The 14901-nt window shown below is 42.9% G+C and carries 18 protein-coding genes; 14 read left to right on the plus strand and 4 right to left on the minus strand.

Annotated elements, in window-relative coordinates; translation table 11 throughout:
• Window positions 1-16: 16 nt before the first annotated feature.
• The 12 genes from ACLV7H_RS00545 to ACLV7H_RS00600 all read left to right on the plus strand — a co-directional run bounded on the left by ACLV7H_RS00545 (window position 17) and on the right by ACLV7H_RS00600 (window position 10018).
• On the plus strand, window positions 17-922 hold the full coding sequence (locus ACLV7H_RS00545; protein WP_045593831.1) for a PTS mannose/fructose/sorbose/N-acetylgalactosamine transporter subunit IIC: 906 nt from the start codon (window positions 17-19) through the stop codon (window positions 920-922).
• Window positions 909-1730 carry a PTS system mannose/fructose/sorbose family transporter subunit IID gene (locus ACLV7H_RS00550; protein WP_045593835.1) on the plus strand — a complete coding sequence of 274 codons (822 nt, stop codon included), beginning with the start codon at window positions 909-911 and terminating at the stop codon, window positions 1728-1730. Before ACLV7H_RS00545 ends, ACLV7H_RS00550 begins: the two co-directional genes overlap by 14 nt.
• A 3-nt stretch (window positions 1731-1733) precedes the next feature.
• Window positions 1734-2138, plus strand: coding sequence for a PTS sugar transporter subunit IIA (locus ACLV7H_RS00555; RefSeq protein ID WP_071788655.1), 405 nt, complete (start codon window positions 1734-1736; stop codon window positions 2136-2138).
• Between the two features lie 269 nt (window positions 2139-2407).
• A complete protein-coding gene (locus ACLV7H_RS00560) occupies window positions 2408-3574 on the plus strand; it encodes an SIS domain-containing protein (RefSeq protein WP_045593837.1) in 1167 nt (388 codons plus the stop codon).
• Window positions 3575-3584: 10 nt separating this feature from the next.
• The gene (gene lacD, locus ACLV7H_RS00565) at window positions 3585-4580 is read left to right on the plus strand and encodes a tagatose-bisphosphate aldolase (RefSeq protein ID WP_045594095.1); all 996 of its coding nucleotides are present in this window, start codon (window positions 3585-3587) and stop codon (window positions 4578-4580) included.
• A gap of 146 nt (window positions 4581-4726) precedes the next feature.
• Complete coding sequence (locus ACLV7H_RS00570) at window positions 4727-5764, plus strand: aldose epimerase family protein (RefSeq protein ID WP_045593839.1); 1038 nt, start codon at window positions 4727-4729, stop codon at window positions 5762-5764.
• 110 nt (window positions 5765-5874) lie between these two features.
• Window positions 5875-6729 carry a VOC family protein gene (locus tag ACLV7H_RS00575; RefSeq protein WP_045593842.1) on the plus strand — a complete coding sequence of 285 codons (855 nt, stop codon included), beginning with the start codon at window positions 5875-5877 and terminating at the stop codon, window positions 6727-6729.
• A gap of 289 nt (window positions 6730-7018) precedes the next feature.
• On the plus strand, window positions 7019-7591 hold the full coding sequence (locus ACLV7H_RS00580; protein WP_045593843.1) for a hypothetical protein: 573 nt from the start codon (window positions 7019-7021) through the stop codon (window positions 7589-7591).
• Window position 7592: 1 nt separating this feature from the next.
• Window positions 7593-8270, plus strand: a complete 678-nt coding sequence (locus ACLV7H_RS00585; protein WP_045593845.1) for a hypothetical protein — start codon at window positions 7593-7595, stop codon at window positions 8268-8270.
• Between the two features lie 2 nt (window positions 8271-8272).
• Window positions 8273-8935 carry a hypothetical protein gene (locus ACLV7H_RS00590; RefSeq protein ID WP_411866081.1) on the plus strand — a complete coding sequence of 221 codons (663 nt, stop codon included), beginning with the start codon at window positions 8273-8275 and terminating at the stop codon, window positions 8933-8935.
• Between the two features lie 76 nt (window positions 8936-9011).
• Complete coding sequence (locus tag ACLV7H_RS00595; RefSeq protein WP_411866082.1) at window positions 9012-9554, plus strand: DUF3592 domain-containing protein; 543 nt, start codon at window positions 9012-9014, stop codon at window positions 9552-9554.
• Between the two features lie 206 nt (window positions 9555-9760).
• Window positions 9761-10018 (plus strand): metal-sensitive transcriptional regulator, encoded by a 258-nt coding sequence (locus tag ACLV7H_RS00600; protein ID WP_045594097.1) that lies wholly within the window; start codon window positions 9761-9763, stop codon window positions 10016-10018.
• Between the two features lie 108 nt (window positions 10019-10126).
• Here the strand turns inward: ACLV7H_RS00600 and ACLV7H_RS00605 are convergent, their stop codons facing one another.
• The 4 genes from ACLV7H_RS00605 to ACLV7H_RS00620 form a co-directional block, all read right to left on the minus strand.
• On the minus strand, window positions 10127-10603 hold the full coding sequence (locus tag ACLV7H_RS00605; protein WP_045593850.1) for an SP_0198 family lipoprotein: 477 nt from the start codon (window positions 10601-10603) through the stop codon (window positions 10127-10129).
• Between the two features lie 227 nt (window positions 10604-10830).
• The gene (locus ACLV7H_RS00610; protein ID WP_045593852.1) at window positions 10831-11127 is read right to left on the minus strand and encodes a rhodanese-like domain-containing protein; all 297 of its coding nucleotides are present in this window, start codon (window positions 11125-11127) and stop codon (window positions 10831-10833) included.
• Window positions 11117-12772, minus strand: coding sequence for an FAD-dependent oxidoreductase (locus ACLV7H_RS00615; RefSeq protein WP_411866083.1), 1656 nt, complete (start codon window positions 12770-12772; stop codon window positions 11117-11119). Before ACLV7H_RS00615 ends, ACLV7H_RS00610 begins: the two co-directional genes overlap by 11 nt.
• A gap of 20 nt (window positions 12773-12792) precedes the next feature.
• The gene (locus ACLV7H_RS00620) at window positions 12793-13101 is read right to left on the minus strand and encodes a rhodanese-like domain-containing protein (RefSeq protein WP_411866084.1); all 309 of its coding nucleotides are present in this window, start codon (window positions 13099-13101) and stop codon (window positions 12793-12795) included.
• Between the two features lie 176 nt (window positions 13102-13277).
• Between ACLV7H_RS00620 and ACLV7H_RS00625 the strand changes: the two genes are divergently transcribed.
• Both ACLV7H_RS00625 and ACLV7H_RS00630 read left to right on the plus strand, forming a co-directional pair.
• A complete protein-coding gene (locus ACLV7H_RS00625; RefSeq protein WP_411866085.1) occupies window positions 13278-13841 on the plus strand; it encodes a sugar O-acetyltransferase in 564 nt (187 codons plus the stop codon).
• 293 nt (window positions 13842-14134) lie between these two features.
• Window positions 14135-14899, plus strand: coding sequence for a nucleoside phosphorylase (locus tag ACLV7H_RS00630; protein WP_411866086.1), 765 nt, complete (start codon window positions 14135-14137; stop codon window positions 14897-14899).
• Window positions 14900-14901 lie beyond the last annotated feature (2 nt).

Raw genomic sequence — 14901 nt, forward strand, 5'->3', positions numbered from 1 at the left:
TTAGGAGGTCATTGTTATGATACAATGGTGGCAAATTTTACTTCTCACTTTGTACTCAGCTTATCAAATCTGTGATGAGTTGACAATCGTTTCATCTGCAGGTTCCCCTGTATTCGCTGGTTTCATTACCGGTTTGATCATGGGAGATGTGACAACTGGTTTGTTTATCGGTGGTAGCTTGCAGTTGTTCGTTCTCGGGGTTGGTACCTTCGGTGGTGCTTCTCGTATCGACGCAACTTCTGGTGCGGTTCTTGCAACAGCATTCTCTATCTCACAAGGTATTGATACAGACCTTGCGATTACAACAATCGCTGTACCAGTAGCAGCACTTTTGACATACTTCGACGTTCTTGGACGTATGACAACTACTTTCTTTGCACACCGTATTGATGCTGCGATCGAACGCTTTGACTACAATGGTATCGAACGCAACTATCTACTTGGTGCGATTCCATGGGCTCTTTCTCGTGCCCTTCCAGTATTCTTTGCCCTTGCTTTTGGTGGAGAATTCGTACAAGGTGTTGTAAACCTTGTTAAAGAATACCAATGGCTTGCAGACGGATTGACACTTGCAGGTCGTATGCTTCCAGGTCTTGGATTCGCTATCTTGCTTCGTTACCTTCCAGTTAAACGTAACCTTCATTACCTTGCAATGGGATTCGGTTTGACAGCTATGTTGACTGTTCTTTACTCATATGTAACAGGTCTTGGTGGAGCTGTTGCGGGTATCCTTGGTACTCTTCCTGCTGATGTTGCTGAAAAGATTGGCTTTGCTAACAACTTCAAAGGTTTGTCTATGATTGGTATTTCTATCGTAGGTATCTTCCTTGCAGTTGTTCACTTTAAGAACAGCCAAAAAGTAGCTGTAGCAGCACCTTCTACACCATCAGAAAGTGGGGAAATCGAAGATGACGAATTCTAATTACAAACTTACAAAAGAAGATTTTAATCAAATCAACAAACGTAGCTTGTTTACTTTTCAATTAGGTTGGAACTATGAGCGTATGCAAGCTTCTGGTTACCTTTACATGATCTTGCCTCAATTGCGTAAAATGTATGGGGATGGAACTCCTGAATTGAAAGAAATGATGAAAGTTCATACTCAATTCTTCAATACTTCACCATTCTTCCACACAATTATCGCTGGTTTTGACCTTGCCATGGAAGAAAAAGATGGTGTGGGTTCAAAAGATGCCGTTAACGGTATCAAGACAGGTTTGATGGGGCCATTTGCTCCTCTTGGAGACACAATCTTTGGTTCACTTGTACCTGCCATCATGGGATCTATCGCAGCAACTATGGCTATTGCTGGCCAACCATGGGGTATCTTCCTTTGGATCGCAGTTGCAGTTGCTTATGACATCTTCCGTTGGAAACAATTGGAATTTGCCTACAAAGAAGGGGTTAACCTTATCAACAACATGCAAAGTACTTTGACAGCTTTGATTGATGCTGCATCTGTACTTGGTGTCTTCATGATGGGTGCTCTTGTAGCAACAGTGATTAACTTTGATATTTCTTACAAATTGCCAATCGGTGAAAAGATGATTGACTTCCAAGACATCTTGAACTCAATCTTCCCACGTTTGCTTCCAGCAATCTTTACTGCCTTTATCTTCTGGTTGCTTGGTAAGAAAGGTATGAACTCTACTAAAGCTATCGGTATCATTATCGTTCTTGCAGTAGGTCTTTCATTCATCGGTAAATTCTTGCTTGGAATGGGCGCATAATTTATGAGCAAATCATTAATTTTGGTGAGTCATGGTCGCCTCTGTGAAGAACTTAAAGGTAGCACAGAAATGATCATGGGGCCACAGGACAACATTCATGCAGTGGCTCTTCTTCCAGAAGATGGTCCAGAAGAATTTACTGCAAAATTTGAAGCTGCTATCGAAGGATTGGATGATTTCCTAGTCTTTGCGGATCTTCTCGGTGGTACACCATGTAACGTGGTAAGCCGTTTGATCATGGAAGGTCGCGACATTGAACTCTACGCAGGGATGAATCTTCCAATGGTGATTGAATTTATCAATGCCAGCCTTACAGGTGCAGATGCGGACTACAAGAGCCGTGCTGCAGAAAGCATCGTAAAAGTCAACGATCTGTTAGCTGGATTCGATGATGACGAAGACGAATAATACTCTTCGAAAATCTCTTTAAACCATGCTAGCGTCGCCTTGCCGTATAGATGTTACTGACTTCGTCAGTCTTATCCGGCAACCTCAAAGCAGTGCTTTGAGCAACCTGCGGCTAGCTTCCTAGTTTGCTCTTTGATTTTCATTGAGTATACGATGTTACAACGGCTAAACCGTTAGAACAGCTTGTATAGAATATACATGGGAATGGGAGTCAATCCCATTCCCATATTTTCAATAGGAATGAAACAACAATAGATTAGAGGAACTCTATGCTAAATTACACAAAAGAAGAATTACTTGAACTGGGTGCAGAAATCACGACTCGTGAGATCTACCAACAGCCTGATGTATGGAAAGAGGCTTTTGAAGCCTATCAAGCAAAACGAGAAGAAATTGCAGCATTCCTACAAGGAATCGCTGATAAGCATGACTATATCAAGGTCATCTTGACGGGTGCTGGGACTTCTGCTTATGTGGGAGATACCTTGGTGCCTTACTTTAAGGAAGTCTATGACGAACGCAAATGGAATTTCAATGCCATTGCGACAACAGATATCGTTGCCAATCCAGAAACTTATTTGAAAAAAGATGTGGCGACTGTCCTTGTTTCCTTTGCTCGTAGTGGGAATTCACCTGAAAGTGTGGCGACGGTTGATTTGGCCAAAGCCTTGGTAGATGAGCTTTACCAAGTGACCATTACATGTGCTGCAGATGGTAAATTGGCGCTTCAAGCTCATGGCGATGACCGCAATCTTTTGCTCTTGCAACCAGCTGCTTCTAATGACGCTGGATTTGCCATGACTTCTAGCTTTACGTCCATGATGCTAACAGCTCTCTTGGTTTTTGATCCTACAGAATTTGCTGTGAAAGCTGAACGTTTTGAAGTTGTGTCTAGCCTTGCCCGCAAAGTTCTAGACAATGCAGCAGATGTTAAAGGGCTTGTAGACCTTGACTTTAACCGCGTCATCTATCTTGGTGCTGGTCCTTTCTTTGGGCTTGCTCATGAAGCTCAGCTCAAGATTTTGGAATTAACAGCTGGTCAAGTGGCGACCATGTATGAAAGCCCAGTTGGCTTCCGTCACGGTCCAAAATCTCTTATCAACGAAGATACAGTTGTTTTGATCTTTGGTACAACGACAGACTACACTCGCAAGTACGACTTGGACTTGGTTCGTGAAGTGGCTGGTGATCAGATTGCTCGTCGTGTTGTGCTCTTGAGTGATCAAGCCTTTGATCTTGAAAATGTCAAAGAAGTAGCCCTTGGTTGTGGCGGTGTCTTGAACGATATTTACCGTGTCTTCCCTTACATCGTTTATGCCCAACTCTTTGCCCTATTGACTTCACTCAAGGTAGAAAATAAACCAGATACACCATCTCCTACTGGCACTGTAAACCGTGTGGTACAAGGTGTGATCATTCATGAATATCAAAAATAAGGAAGTGTCTATGAGTAAATTACAATTAAGTCCCAATAAAGTAGCTTGCTTGCAAAAACTTTCAGATGAGAACGGCATTATCTCAGCTCTTGCCTTTGACCAACGTGGTGCTTTGAAACGCCTTATGGCTCAATACCAAACAGAAGAGCCAACAGTGGCTCAAATGGAAGAACTCAAAGTTTTGGTTGCAGATGAATTGACAAAATACGCATCCTCTATGCTCCTTGACCCTGAGTATGGTCTTCCAGCTACTAAAGCCCTTGATCCAAATGCTGGTCTTCTCCTTGCTTATGAGAAAACTGGCTACGATACAACAAGCACCAAACGTTTGCCTGACTGCTTGGATGTTTGGTCTGCCAAACGCATCAAGGAACAAGGTGCAGATGCTGTGAAGTTCTTGCTTTACTATGACGTAGACAGCTCTGACGAACTCAACCAAGAAAAACAAGCCTACATCGAACGTATTGGTTCTGAGTGTGTGGCGGAAGACATTCCATTCTTCCTTGAAATCTTGGCTTACGATGAAAAGATTGCGGATGCAGGTTCTGCAGAATACGCTAAAGTGAAACCACACAAGGTTATCGGTGCTATGAAGGTCTTCTCAGACCCACGCTTCAACATCGATGTCTTGAAAGTAGAAGTTCCAGTCAACGTCAAATACGTTGAAGGTTTTGGTGATGGTGAAATTGTGCATACACGCGAAGAAGCGGCAGCTTTCTTCAAAGCACAAGATGAAGCAACTAACTTGCCATACATCTACTTGAGTGCAGGTGTGTCAGCTAAACTCTTCCAAGAAACACTTGTCTTTGCCCACGAATCAGGCGCAAACTTCAATGGAGTTCTTTGCGGCCGTGCTACATGGGCTGGATCAGTTGAAGCCTACATCAAGGATGATGAGGCAGCAGCTCGTGACTGGCTTCGCACAACTGGTTTTGAGAACATTGACGAACTCAACAAAGTTCTCAAAACAACAGCAACTTCATGGACTGAACGTGTAGAAGCATAAAACAGGTATAGAAGAAACCCCTTTTGTTAAGAAAATACTTAAGGTTTTCTGACAAAGGATTCTGAAAATAGAAACTACAACCATAGATGGTAAATACACTCTCTATGGTTTGTTTACTTAAGAGAAATGGATCAAAGGAGAGAAGAATGAAAGCATACACAGAGCGTGTATTTGGAAATCATGAGGGCAAGGATGTCTTGGCCTATCGCTTTGAGACTGACGGCGGCTACCAGCTTGAAGTTATGACTTATGGTGCAACCATCTTGCGCTATGTCACACCTGACAAGGCTGGAAACTTTGCCAATGTGATTTTGGGCTTTGATGATTTTGCTAGCTATGTAGGCAATAGTCCCAAGCATGGAGCAAGTGTAGGTCCTGTAGCGGGCCGTATTGCAGGTGCAACATTTGAGCTCAATGGTCAGACCTATGACCTTGAAGTCAACAACGCTAGCAACTGTAACCACAGTGGTTCAACAGGTTGGGATTCGAGCTTGTTTGAATTGGTTGAGGTGAGCGACCATGGCTTGACTCTCTACACAGAGCGTACAGACGGGACAGGAGGATTTCCTGGTAATCTTAAGATTTGGATTAGCTATCACTTGGAAGAAACTGGTGCCTACGAAGTCAGCTATAAGGTGACGACAGATCAGGATACGCTTGTCAATCCAACTAATCACAGCTACTTCAACTTGTCTGGTGATTTCACGCAGACAGTTGACCGCCATGTCTTCCAGCTAAATACGGAGGGCATTTACCCAATTGCCCCGGACGGTGTGCCATCAAAAACTCCAGATGCTGATCGCGATGTGGTGAAACACATCTACAATGGTGCTTTGCTCAAGGATATCTTTGCAGAGGACGATGAGCAAATCCAGTTGGTATCTGGTTTGGATCACCCATTTGCCCTTCCTGCAGGTCATGACAATGCTGGTTTCCTTTATGACCAAAACTCAGGTCGTTTCCTACTTTTCAAGACAGAGGCCCCTTGCTTTGTGGTCTACTCAGCAAACTTTGTGGATGAGAGCGTACTCATCGGAGGCCAGCCAATGGTGCAGCACAATGGGATTGCCCTTGAAGCGCAAGCTTTACCAGATGCCATTCACAGCAACCTCAAAGACCAAGTCATTCTTAAAGCAGGGCAAACCTTTACCAGCAAAACTCGTTACGAGCTGGTTGTAAAATAAAAAGAAGAGCTGGTTTCCAGCTCTTTTGAGTTGTCTTCGTTGACATTCTATCTCAATAGTGTATAATTGATGTAATTGATAACGTTACAACAAATAAAAGGAGACACCCTATGACTTATGCATACCAAAGCCACATTTATCTAGCAGAGGCGGTTTTAAATGTCAAGGATTTGACGAGTCAAACGGCTTTTTATCACCAGATTATTGGCTTGGAGATTTTATCGCAAACAGAGACAGAAGCGATTTTGGGACTTGATCGAAAAGCCTTGGTTCACTTGATTCAGGCAGAAAAGGCTGGCGAAGTAAGGGAGCATTATGGGCTCTACCATCTGGCGATTTTGTTGCCGACACGAAAAGCCTTGGCAGATGTCTTGAAACACCTAAGTGACTTGCGGATTCCTCTGGTTGGAGGTGCAGATCATGGATACAGCGAGGCCCTTTATCTAGAGGATTTGGAAGGAAATGGCATTGAACTCTACCGTGATAAGCCAGTGTCTTCATGGGATATTCGAGAAGACGGCCGCATTATCGGTGTGACCGAAGCCCTTGCGGCACAGGACATCTATGAGTTAGGGGAGAAGGTGGGTCCCTTTATTCTAGCTGAAGGGACGAGAATGGGGCATATCCATCTATCGGTTAAGGATAGTCGGGCGGCGAGCCAGTTTTATCAAAAGGTGTTAGGGCTAGAAGATAAATTTAGCATTCCGAGTGCTAGTTGGATAGCGGCAGGTCAGTACCATCACCACCTGGCTGTTAACGAATGGGCTGGAAAAGGGCTAGCTTCGCGTGAGCAAGGCTTGCCAGGCTTGGCCCACTACGTCCTTGAGGTCGAAAGAAAGGAAGAACTCCTAGCCATCGTTCAGCAAGCACAAGAGCTAGAAGTACCGATCAAATGGCTAAATTCGAGTGAGTTGGATCTTGTAGACCCAGACGGGATTGTGACCCGCATTCGCTTGGAACGATGAGATGAGGAAAACGCATCATATACATAGAAAAAGGCGGACAAGCTCGTATTCTGTTTTTAGAATGCGGACTTGTTCGCTTTTGTATGAAATGACGAAGCCTTTCTTGTCTTTAGCAATGGTATCTGCCGGGGATATTTTTCCTTTTCGGGGGGTTCGTGCTATAATACTAATAAACTTTTCTTTCTCTAGGAAGGCAAATGCCGAAATCGGCTAGACTGCTGACAATCGTTGTCACGATGCTTTTGAGAGAAAGTAGGACTCTGTTTTGAGTTTAGGAAATGGGAATAAGATGGACACAAGTGTAAAAAATTTAATCAGTATGGGCCCTCTGGAGGACTCTTTTATCTATTATGATCTGAAGAATCAAATATTCTACAGTGTAAAACAAGGCATGAATTATTCAGCCATTGCAGCCCCTATTGCAATCTATTCCTTCCAACGGCTGTCAAAGTTGCTCAACCAAACCTTTGGAGATGTCTCATCCCCTTTCAATTTGATCTTTTTTATCTTGATGTCTCTGTTTTTGATTTTCGGGACCATTCTCCTTGTCAAATCTACCCGACGTAAAATGAAGACAGATAGATTTAGAAAAGTCCGGCTGACAAAAGCCAATATCAAAACACTTAGGAGAAAATCTAGGGCGTTGACAGTAGTTTGCTACATTTTTGTTTTAATAACGATTTTTTCAGCCTATCGTTATCTGACTGTTTCTGATTTTCAATTTTTACTTATGTACATGTTAGGGGTTGGTATTCTTACATATATGGTCTATGATTTTCGGATGAAAACACGCAAACGTCTGTTCAAAGAGCTGATGGAGACATTACAGGACGATAGCCAAGGGAAAGAGGGAGAAATGTAAGATGAGAAAAATCATTTATATAGGTCAAGGAAACCTGCAATCCGTCTACTATAATACAAGGACGAGAGAGGCATTAACGACAGACTCTAGCAACTGGCCAGATAGTGAAGGCGCCATCAATTCAAAGAAATCCAAGTGGCCTTGGGTTGTCTTCTTTGCTTTCTTGCTAGTTGCTGTCATCAGTATTTGGATTCGCTCCTTGATAGCTCCCTTTAGATTGAGTGAGTGGATGATTCCGATCCATCTAGCCGCTATCCTTTTCGTTTTTATCGGAAGTGTTTATGGATTTGAAAAACTGTTCTACAGTGGGGCTAAGTCGCTTGTCCCAGCAAGTGAAGAGCAGTTTAAAGAAGCGGTTGAAAGTAGTAAATTTTGGAAAAAGTCTCCAGATAAGGAACCAACAGTCGATAAAATCATATTGTATCTATTTGTTATTCTCGTTCTTCTATTTGTTTTTGTTATTGTTGTGTTCTTTGCCATACCTGGGACCTTCATTCCCTACTATGAACATGAATGGTTTGAGCCGTCCATGTTCATAGCACCAATCGGAGCAACAATCGTCCCAATTAGTGTCGTACTGCTCTTGTTCCAAAACAACCCAATACGCTGGCTCTTAGCCGTACGAAAATACAAGCAGGGGAAAGTGATATTTAGGGAAGAAATAGAAAAGAGGGAATGATAATGTCACAAGAGCGATATTTGCAGATCAAAAAAGAGCATCAAGTTCGTAAGTTTGTGGGGCGTTTCCTCTTCATTCTTCTCGCTATACTCGATGTTCTACTGGTATCAAGTCATTCCAATTATGTCCCGCTTATAACGGTGGCTATGGTAACGATTGTGCCTTTTAATCATTTTCTACTTGGTCCTCTTAGGAGACAGAAAAAAGCCATAGAAAAAGAGCATCCAGAATGGAAAATACTCAGTACAAAGGGAGTAAAGGTTCCCTCGGCTGAAGCCAATAAAAGAACCTTGGCTGGTATTGGGATCTTGATGGCCTTGCTGTTGTCTTTTGGGATATTCTATAAACCTGTGAAACAGCCGAACGACCAAGTAAACAAGCCGCCTAAGCTTGATTCTAAAACGCCTGTAACGTCCAAGTCTTCTGAGTCTGAGTCGTCCAGTTCCTCTAAGACCAAAGAATCCAGTTCCTCAGAGTCGAAATCCTCGTCTTCGACTGAACAAAGTTCTAAAACCGAAAGTTCAGGAACAAAACCGTCAAAAAGCGAATCCAATAATCCTTATTACCAGATTCCAGGACTTACTGACGAACAGGTGAGAGATATCATATCGGAATCTGTAAAAGATTTGAGAGAAAAACAGTCAAAAGAAAAATCCGAAGAGTAGACTCGAGGACATCGATGTCCTTTCTGGAGGAGTTAATTTTGGGATTTTACTGTATAAAATAACAGGAGGAGTTCATATGACTAAAGAAGTGATTGGTTTGATAGTTGGGACAATCGTCACCTTCCTATCTTTTGTATTTGTATGTGGGACCTTTCTCTACCTTTATCTTCGAGATCAGAAGTTGGTCCGCCTTGCCCAGTCATTCGTACAGGGAACAGTTATCGGCTATAGCCGTTTTCGTGAGGGATATCCACCTATCGTCGAATATACGGTGGATGGGATTACTTATAAGAAAACCTTGCAGTATTTTATGTTCAAAACGGTCACAATTCCGTGGGGGACTACTAAATTTTTAAAGGACTATACAAGAGAAGATATGCTGGCGCCTTCAATCACTCGCTACAGCAACTCCTTTGTTTCCTTCAAACGCTTGATGCAGACCCATTTCCCCCTTCATTCGGAACTGACGGTCTGGTATGATCCAGACAAGCCGACCAGGGCCTATGTCGAACGTTACAGCGGAATGGATAAGTTTTACAAGTGGTTTGGTATCGGATTTGGGCTGGCTCTAGTCCTAGTCTATGGGATAGTGATCCTAGCCTTTTTGTCCAAGATATAAGGCATAAAAGTCAGTTGGTTAATAGGAAATTTTATTTCCCATCGAGCTTCAAGAAGAATAGAGTTTCTTTTCCATTTTCTTGCTCACCAATCTTTTCTTTCTGATACAGAGAAAAGGTTGTCTCCTATAAAGACAGATAGGATGAGAATTTTGACAAAGCTCCTTATTCGAGATATAATGAAGAAAAAGTGACCAAGGATAAATCAATGACAAACTCAAAGTATATTACTCGTTTGAAACGTTCAGAGGGCCAGTTGCGTGGGATTCAAAAGATGATTGAAGAAGATCGTGATTGTGCTGATATTGTGACGCAACTGACAGCCGTGAAATCTAGTGTGGAGCGCGTGATTGAGATGATAATTACGGAAAACCTTACTGAATGTATCAATCAGCCACTAGATGATCCTGAAGCTCAAAAGGCACGCCTAGAAAAGGCTATCCGATACTTGATTAAAAGGAAGTGAAGTAATTGTTTACTTTATCATAAAGACAAAAATGCCATCAGTAGGATAGTTTAATGTAAGTTTTAACGTTGAGAAAAAGAGGCTCTATTTTTAGGCCTCTTTTTATGATTATTTTGATAAAATAATTCGATCAGAAGGATCAAAGTCAGTATCATCTACTGTAATTTGATTTCCGTTAACAGTGTAGATTTGTACATCATCACCAATGATCATACGTTGGTTTGCTGGATCAAAAGTAACTTGTTTAATTTTTTGGTCCCCGTCAGATTCTAATTTTGTCCATGTTCCTGTTTTACCAGTAACAGTCAAAGTAATTTGATCATGGTCATCTTGTCCTTGATAGGTTCCATCGATGTTTTCAGGTTGAGCTACTGGAGCATTTTGAGCTGGAGCAGCTTGGTTGTTATTGTTAGTGTTTTGTTGGTTAGATTGCTGATTTTGTTGGTCAGACTGTTGATTTTGGTTAGATTGTTGTGTTTGTTGAGCAGGTTGTTGATTTTGTTGTTGAGCTGTAGGGGCACAAGCTACTAATAAACTAACACTGGCTAATGTTGCAACAGAAAGTGCAATAGTTTTTGATTTCATAGTGAATTCCTTCCTTAATGCCAAAGTTTTTAATTTTATACTGAACGTACTTAACAAATGGCATTCTATGTATTGTATCACTAAAAATATAGAAGTCAATTTATATGCTCAGTTATAGTTTATGAGGAGTTTGACTTGATTTTATCTAGAGCATTCTTAATCATACAAAAAGCAACGGCATATCTGTTGCTTTTTGTATGGGGTAATAGATTCTTGTAGAAGATTATTTATTCTACTTGAGCGGGCCAAGCATTCATACCCCCCTCTACATTGGTAACGGTGAGCCCTTGGGCGCTGAGAAATTGACAGGCAGAGGCAGAACGCACTCCTCCTTGGCAGATGACATGGTATTCATGGTCAGGTTTGAGTTCTTTGTAGCCTTGCTCCAAGGTACTTAACGGAAGATTTTTGGCACCCGGTGCATGTCCTGCTTGGAATTCATGTACTTCACGGACATCGATAAGATCTAGATTTTCATGTTGATATTTTTCATAAAAGTCAGCCATGCTGATATTAGTTACCATATTCTACTCCTTCTGGATTCGCCATTTTGTATAGTGAATAAGCGCCGTCAAGGTTTTGGACGGTAAATCCTGCTTGCTTGAGGATACGCTCTGCGATATAGCTGCGTAAACCACTGTGGCAGCTAACGATGTAGGCTTGGTTCCTGTCTAGTTCATCCAAGCGTTCCCGTAGTTCGTTTAGGGGGATGTGGATGGTGTCAACCTTAAGTCGACCACTTTGGAATTCGCCACTTGTCCGTACATCTAGGAACTTTTTCCCCTTAGCCAGTTCGCCTTCGAGCTGGTACCATTGAATATTGTCGCTGAGACCTTCGATAAGGTTCAAGGCTGCGTAGCCCAGCATATTGACGGGATCCTTGGCAGAACCAAAAGGTGGCGCATAGGTAAACTCTAACTCTGGTAAGTCAAAGACGGTGAGATTTCCCTTGATGGCAGTAGCTAGGATATCGATTCGCTTGTCAACACCTTTCTTTCCAACTCCTTGGGCACCATAGATTTTTCCAGTGGTTGGGTCAAAGAGGAGCTTCAAGGTCATATCAGTAGCGCCTGGATAATAACCGGCGTGGTCTTTTCCGCTGACATGAAGTGCCTTGTAAGGGAGTTGATTCATGCGAAGAATGCGTTCGCTGAGACCAGTCGAAGCAGCTGTCATATCAAAGGCACGAACGATTGCAGTGCCGATACTGCCCTTATTTGTACGACCGAGTCCTGCGATGACGTCCGCCACTTGGCGTCCCTGACGATTGGCAGGAGAAGCGAGAGAGATGAGAGCATCTTGACCCGTAATATCTTGCTTGACGACGATGGCATCCCCAACTGCAAAAATGTCTTTTTGACTGGTTTCATAATGTTCATCGACCAGAATTCCACCACGAAGTCCCAGTTCAATCCCCGCAGCTTTAGCCAGTCCATTTTCAGGCTCAACACCGACAGAAAGGATGGTGAGGTCAAAAGTGATCTTTTGATCGTTTTCGAGAACGATGACTTTTCCTTGGTCTTCAAATCGAGTCGCAGACTGAGAAGTGATAACGCGAACGCCGTTTGCCAGCAATTCTGCTTGGACAAAGGCTGCCATTTCGTGATCTAATGGTGGCAAGACATGGGGTGCTTTCTCAACGATGGTAACTTGCAATCCACGTTTCGCAAGATTTTCAGCCATTTCAAGCCCGATAAAGCCTGCACCGATAACGACAGCTTCTTTTGGATGATTGTCCAAGGCCACCATAATTTCATCAAGATCGGGAACATTGCGGAGCGTGTAGGCATTCTTAGCTTCTGCCAAACCTTCAATGGTAGGAACAAATGGTTTAGCTCCTGGGGAGAGGATCAATTTGTCGTAGCTTTCTGTGAATTCCTGTCCATCATGGCGTACGGTCACAGTGTGCTCTGCTGGCGAAATGCTGATGACCTCATGGAAAGGACGAACATCCAGATTAAAGCGTGCCCTGAGACTTTCAGGAGTTTGGACCAATAAACTATCACGGTTTGCAATTTCTCCTGAAACATAGTAAGGAAGTCCGCAGTTTGCAAAGGAAACAAAGGGACCTTTCTCAAAAATAATGATCTCAGCGTCTTCCATGAGGCGTCTGAGACGGGTTGCTGCTGACATTCCGCCTGCAACTCCCCCGACAATGATAATTTTCATTGATTTTCTCCTTTATGCTTCTAGATGACCTTACCTGTCCAAGCGCTCATACCGCCTCGTACATTGATGACATCATAGCCTTTTTTCTTAAGCTTTTTCGCAGCTAGTTTGCTTCGCACACCAGAATGACAAATGACATAAAGTGTTTCTTTTGTCGCAGGTGTGTAGGATCCGATTTCCGTTAAAGGAACATTTTTGGCATTTTTGATATGACCTCTATGGAATTCCGTAGGCGTCCGAACATCTAGTAGCTGAATTGGTTCTCTGAGTTTAGATTCTAACTCGCTGGTAGAAATACTGTCAATTTTTGTAAATAATAAGTGAAACATAGGCACCTCCAAATATACCCTTATGGGGTATATTAAACCATGAAGTCAAGCTTTTGTCAAGTAAGTTGTTTTGAGTTAGGATGGGGAATGGTTTCGAGAGTCTAGAAAGCAGGCTATTCTTGACCTTTCAAAGGCTTTTTGATATGATGGGTCCAAAGTAAGTATGAGGTGTTAAGATGACCAGCGAATACCAAAAAATGATAGCAGGGGAGCCTTACCGTCCGTCGGATCCTGAATTACGGATCTTGGCGCAGGCCTCTCGCCAAAAACAATCTGCCTTTAACCAAGAAGAAGATCCCTTGAAGGGAGCGGATATTATCAAGACTTGGTTTGGCTCAACTGGGCAAAATCTCTATGTCAATCCACGTCTGGTGGTCGATTATGGAGTCAATATCCATCTAGGGGAAAATTTTTATTCTAATTGGAATTTGACCATGCTGGATGTTTGTCCGATTCGCATCGGTAAAAATGCCATGCTTGGCCCCAACTGCCAGTTTTTAACCCCACTCCACCCACTAGATCCGCATGAACGTAATTCAGGGGTCGAATACGGCAAGCCCATCACCATCGGTGACAATTTCTGGGCTGGAGGTGGTGTCATTGTTCTTCCCGGAGTGACTCTGGGCAATAACGTAGTGGAAGGAGCAGGGGCTGTAATCACCAAGTCCTTCGGCGACAATGTTGTCCTAGCTGGCAATCCTGCGCGAGTTATCAAGGAAATCCCAGTTAAAGAAAAGTAAAAGAGACCGGTTTTGTCGAGCTCACTGAGGGAATTCTTTTCAGTAAATAGTTAGCTGACACTAAAGATTAATATTGTCCAATAGTAATTAAAAAACGAATGAATGAGAAGTAGTTTCCTGTAACTAAATATCATCATTCGTTTTTATAGTAGTATTTTTAGGTTTTAAAGTTTTTCACTAGACTTGTTTTAATTAGCATCTTATTTGTAGGTTGGGGCAGAGTATTTGATTGAGATTTCCTTGACACTCCGTCAGTTTTTGATACAATAGTACAAAATTAGAGGAGGTGGGCTATGATTCAGAAACATGCGATTCCTATTTTAGAGTTTGATGACAATCCCCAGGCAGTCCTTATGCCAACACATGAGGGATTGGACTTAAAGTTGCCAAAGAAGTGTATCTATGCATTTTTGGAGGAAGAGATTGACCGCTATGCTCAGGAAGTAGGGGCGGACTGTGCTGGTGAATTTGTTTCTGCCACCAAGACTTATCCAGTCTACGTCATCAACTACAAGAACGAGAAGATTTGTCTGGCCCAAGCGCCCGTTGGTTCTGCCCCAGCAGCCCAGTTTATGGATTGGTTGATTGGCTATGGTGTGGAGCAAATCATTTCCACAGGTACCTGTGGAGTCCTAGCCGATATAGAGGAGAATGCCTTTCTTGTCCCTGTTCGCGCTTTGCGAGATGAGGGGACCAGCTACCATTATGTAGCGGCTTCTCGTTATATGGAGATGCAGATTGAGGCTGTCTCTGCCATTGAGCAAGTCTTAGAACAAAGAGGCATTCCTTACGAGGAAGTTATGACCTGGACGACAGATGGTTTTTACCGAGAGACGGCTGAAAAGGTGGCTTATCGTAAGGAAGAAGGCTGTGCTGTTGTGGAGATGGAGTGCTCTGCTCTTGCGGCAGTTGCCCAACTACGTGGTGTTGTCTGGGGGGAATTGCTCTTTACCGCAGATTCCTTAGCGGATCTAGATAATTACGACAGTCGTGACTGGGGCTCTGAAGCTTTTGATAAGGCACTCGAACTCTGTCTTGCCATTGTGCACCACATGTGAGT

The organism is Streptococcus oralis, assembly GCF_965111685.1.
GTDB lineage: Bacteria > Bacillota > Bacilli > Lactobacillales > Streptococcaceae > Streptococcus > Streptococcus oralis_B.

Excerpts from the sequence above, each read along its gene's own strand:
- ACLV7H_RS00545 (WP_045593831.1), top strand. The coding sequence starts at position 17 with ATGATACAATGGTGGCAAATTTTACTTCTCACTTTGTACTCAGCTTAT.
- ACLV7H_RS00550 (WP_045593835.1), top strand. The coding sequence starts at position 909 with ATGACGAATTCTAATTACAAACTTACAAAAGAAGATTTTAATCAAATC.
- ACLV7H_RS00555 (WP_071788655.1), top strand. The coding sequence starts at position 1,734 with ATGAGCAAATCATTAATTTTGGTGAGTCATGGTCGCCTCTGTGAAGAA.
- ACLV7H_RS00560 (WP_045593837.1), top strand. The coding sequence starts at position 2,408 with ATGCTAAATTACACAAAAGAAGAATTACTTGAACTGGGTGCAGAAATC.
- lacD (WP_045594095.1), top strand. The coding sequence starts at position 3,585 with ATGAGTAAATTACAATTAAGTCCCAATAAAGTAGCTTGCTTGCAAAAA.
- ACLV7H_RS00570 (WP_045593839.1), top strand. The coding sequence starts at position 4,727 with ATGAAAGCATACACAGAGCGTGTATTTGGAAATCATGAGGGCAAGGAT.
- ACLV7H_RS00575 (WP_045593842.1), top strand. The coding sequence starts at position 5,875 with ATGACTTATGCATACCAAAGCCACATTTATCTAGCAGAGGCGGTTTTA.
- ACLV7H_RS00580 (WP_045593843.1), top strand. The coding sequence starts at position 7,019 with ATGGACACAAGTGTAAAAAATTTAATCAGTATGGGCCCTCTGGAGGAC.
- ACLV7H_RS00585 (WP_045593845.1), top strand. The coding sequence starts at position 7,593 with ATGAGAAAAATCATTTATATAGGTCAAGGAAACCTGCAATCCGTCTAC.
- ACLV7H_RS00590 (WP_411866081.1), top strand. The coding sequence starts at position 8,273 with ATGTCACAAGAGCGATATTTGCAGATCAAAAAAGAGCATCAAGTTCGT.
- ACLV7H_RS00595 (WP_411866082.1), top strand. The coding sequence starts at position 9,012 with ATGACTAAAGAAGTGATTGGTTTGATAGTTGGGACAATCGTCACCTTC.
- ACLV7H_RS00600 (WP_045594097.1), top strand. The coding sequence starts at position 9,761 with ATGACAAACTCAAAGTATATTACTCGTTTGAAACGTTCAGAGGGCCAG.
- ACLV7H_RS00605 (WP_045593850.1), bottom strand. The coding sequence starts at position 10,603 with ATGAAATCAAAAACTATTGCACTTTCTGTTGCAACATTAGCCAGTGTT.
- ACLV7H_RS00610 (WP_045593852.1), bottom strand. The coding sequence starts at position 11,127 with ATGGTAACTAATATCAGCATGGCTGACTTTTATGAAAAATATCAACAT.
- ACLV7H_RS00615 (WP_411866083.1), bottom strand. The coding sequence starts at position 12,772 with ATGAAAATTATCATTGTCGGGGGAGTTGCAGGCGGAATGTCAGCAGCA.
- ACLV7H_RS00620 (WP_411866084.1), bottom strand. The coding sequence starts at position 13,101 with ATGTTTCACTTATTATTTACAAAAATTGACAGTATTTCTACCAGCGAG.
- ACLV7H_RS00625 (WP_411866085.1), top strand. The coding sequence starts at position 13,278 with ATGACCAGCGAATACCAAAAAATGATAGCAGGGGAGCCTTACCGTCCG.
- ACLV7H_RS00630 (WP_411866086.1), top strand. The coding sequence starts at position 14,135 with ATGATTCAGAAACATGCGATTCCTATTTTAGAGTTTGATGACAATCCC.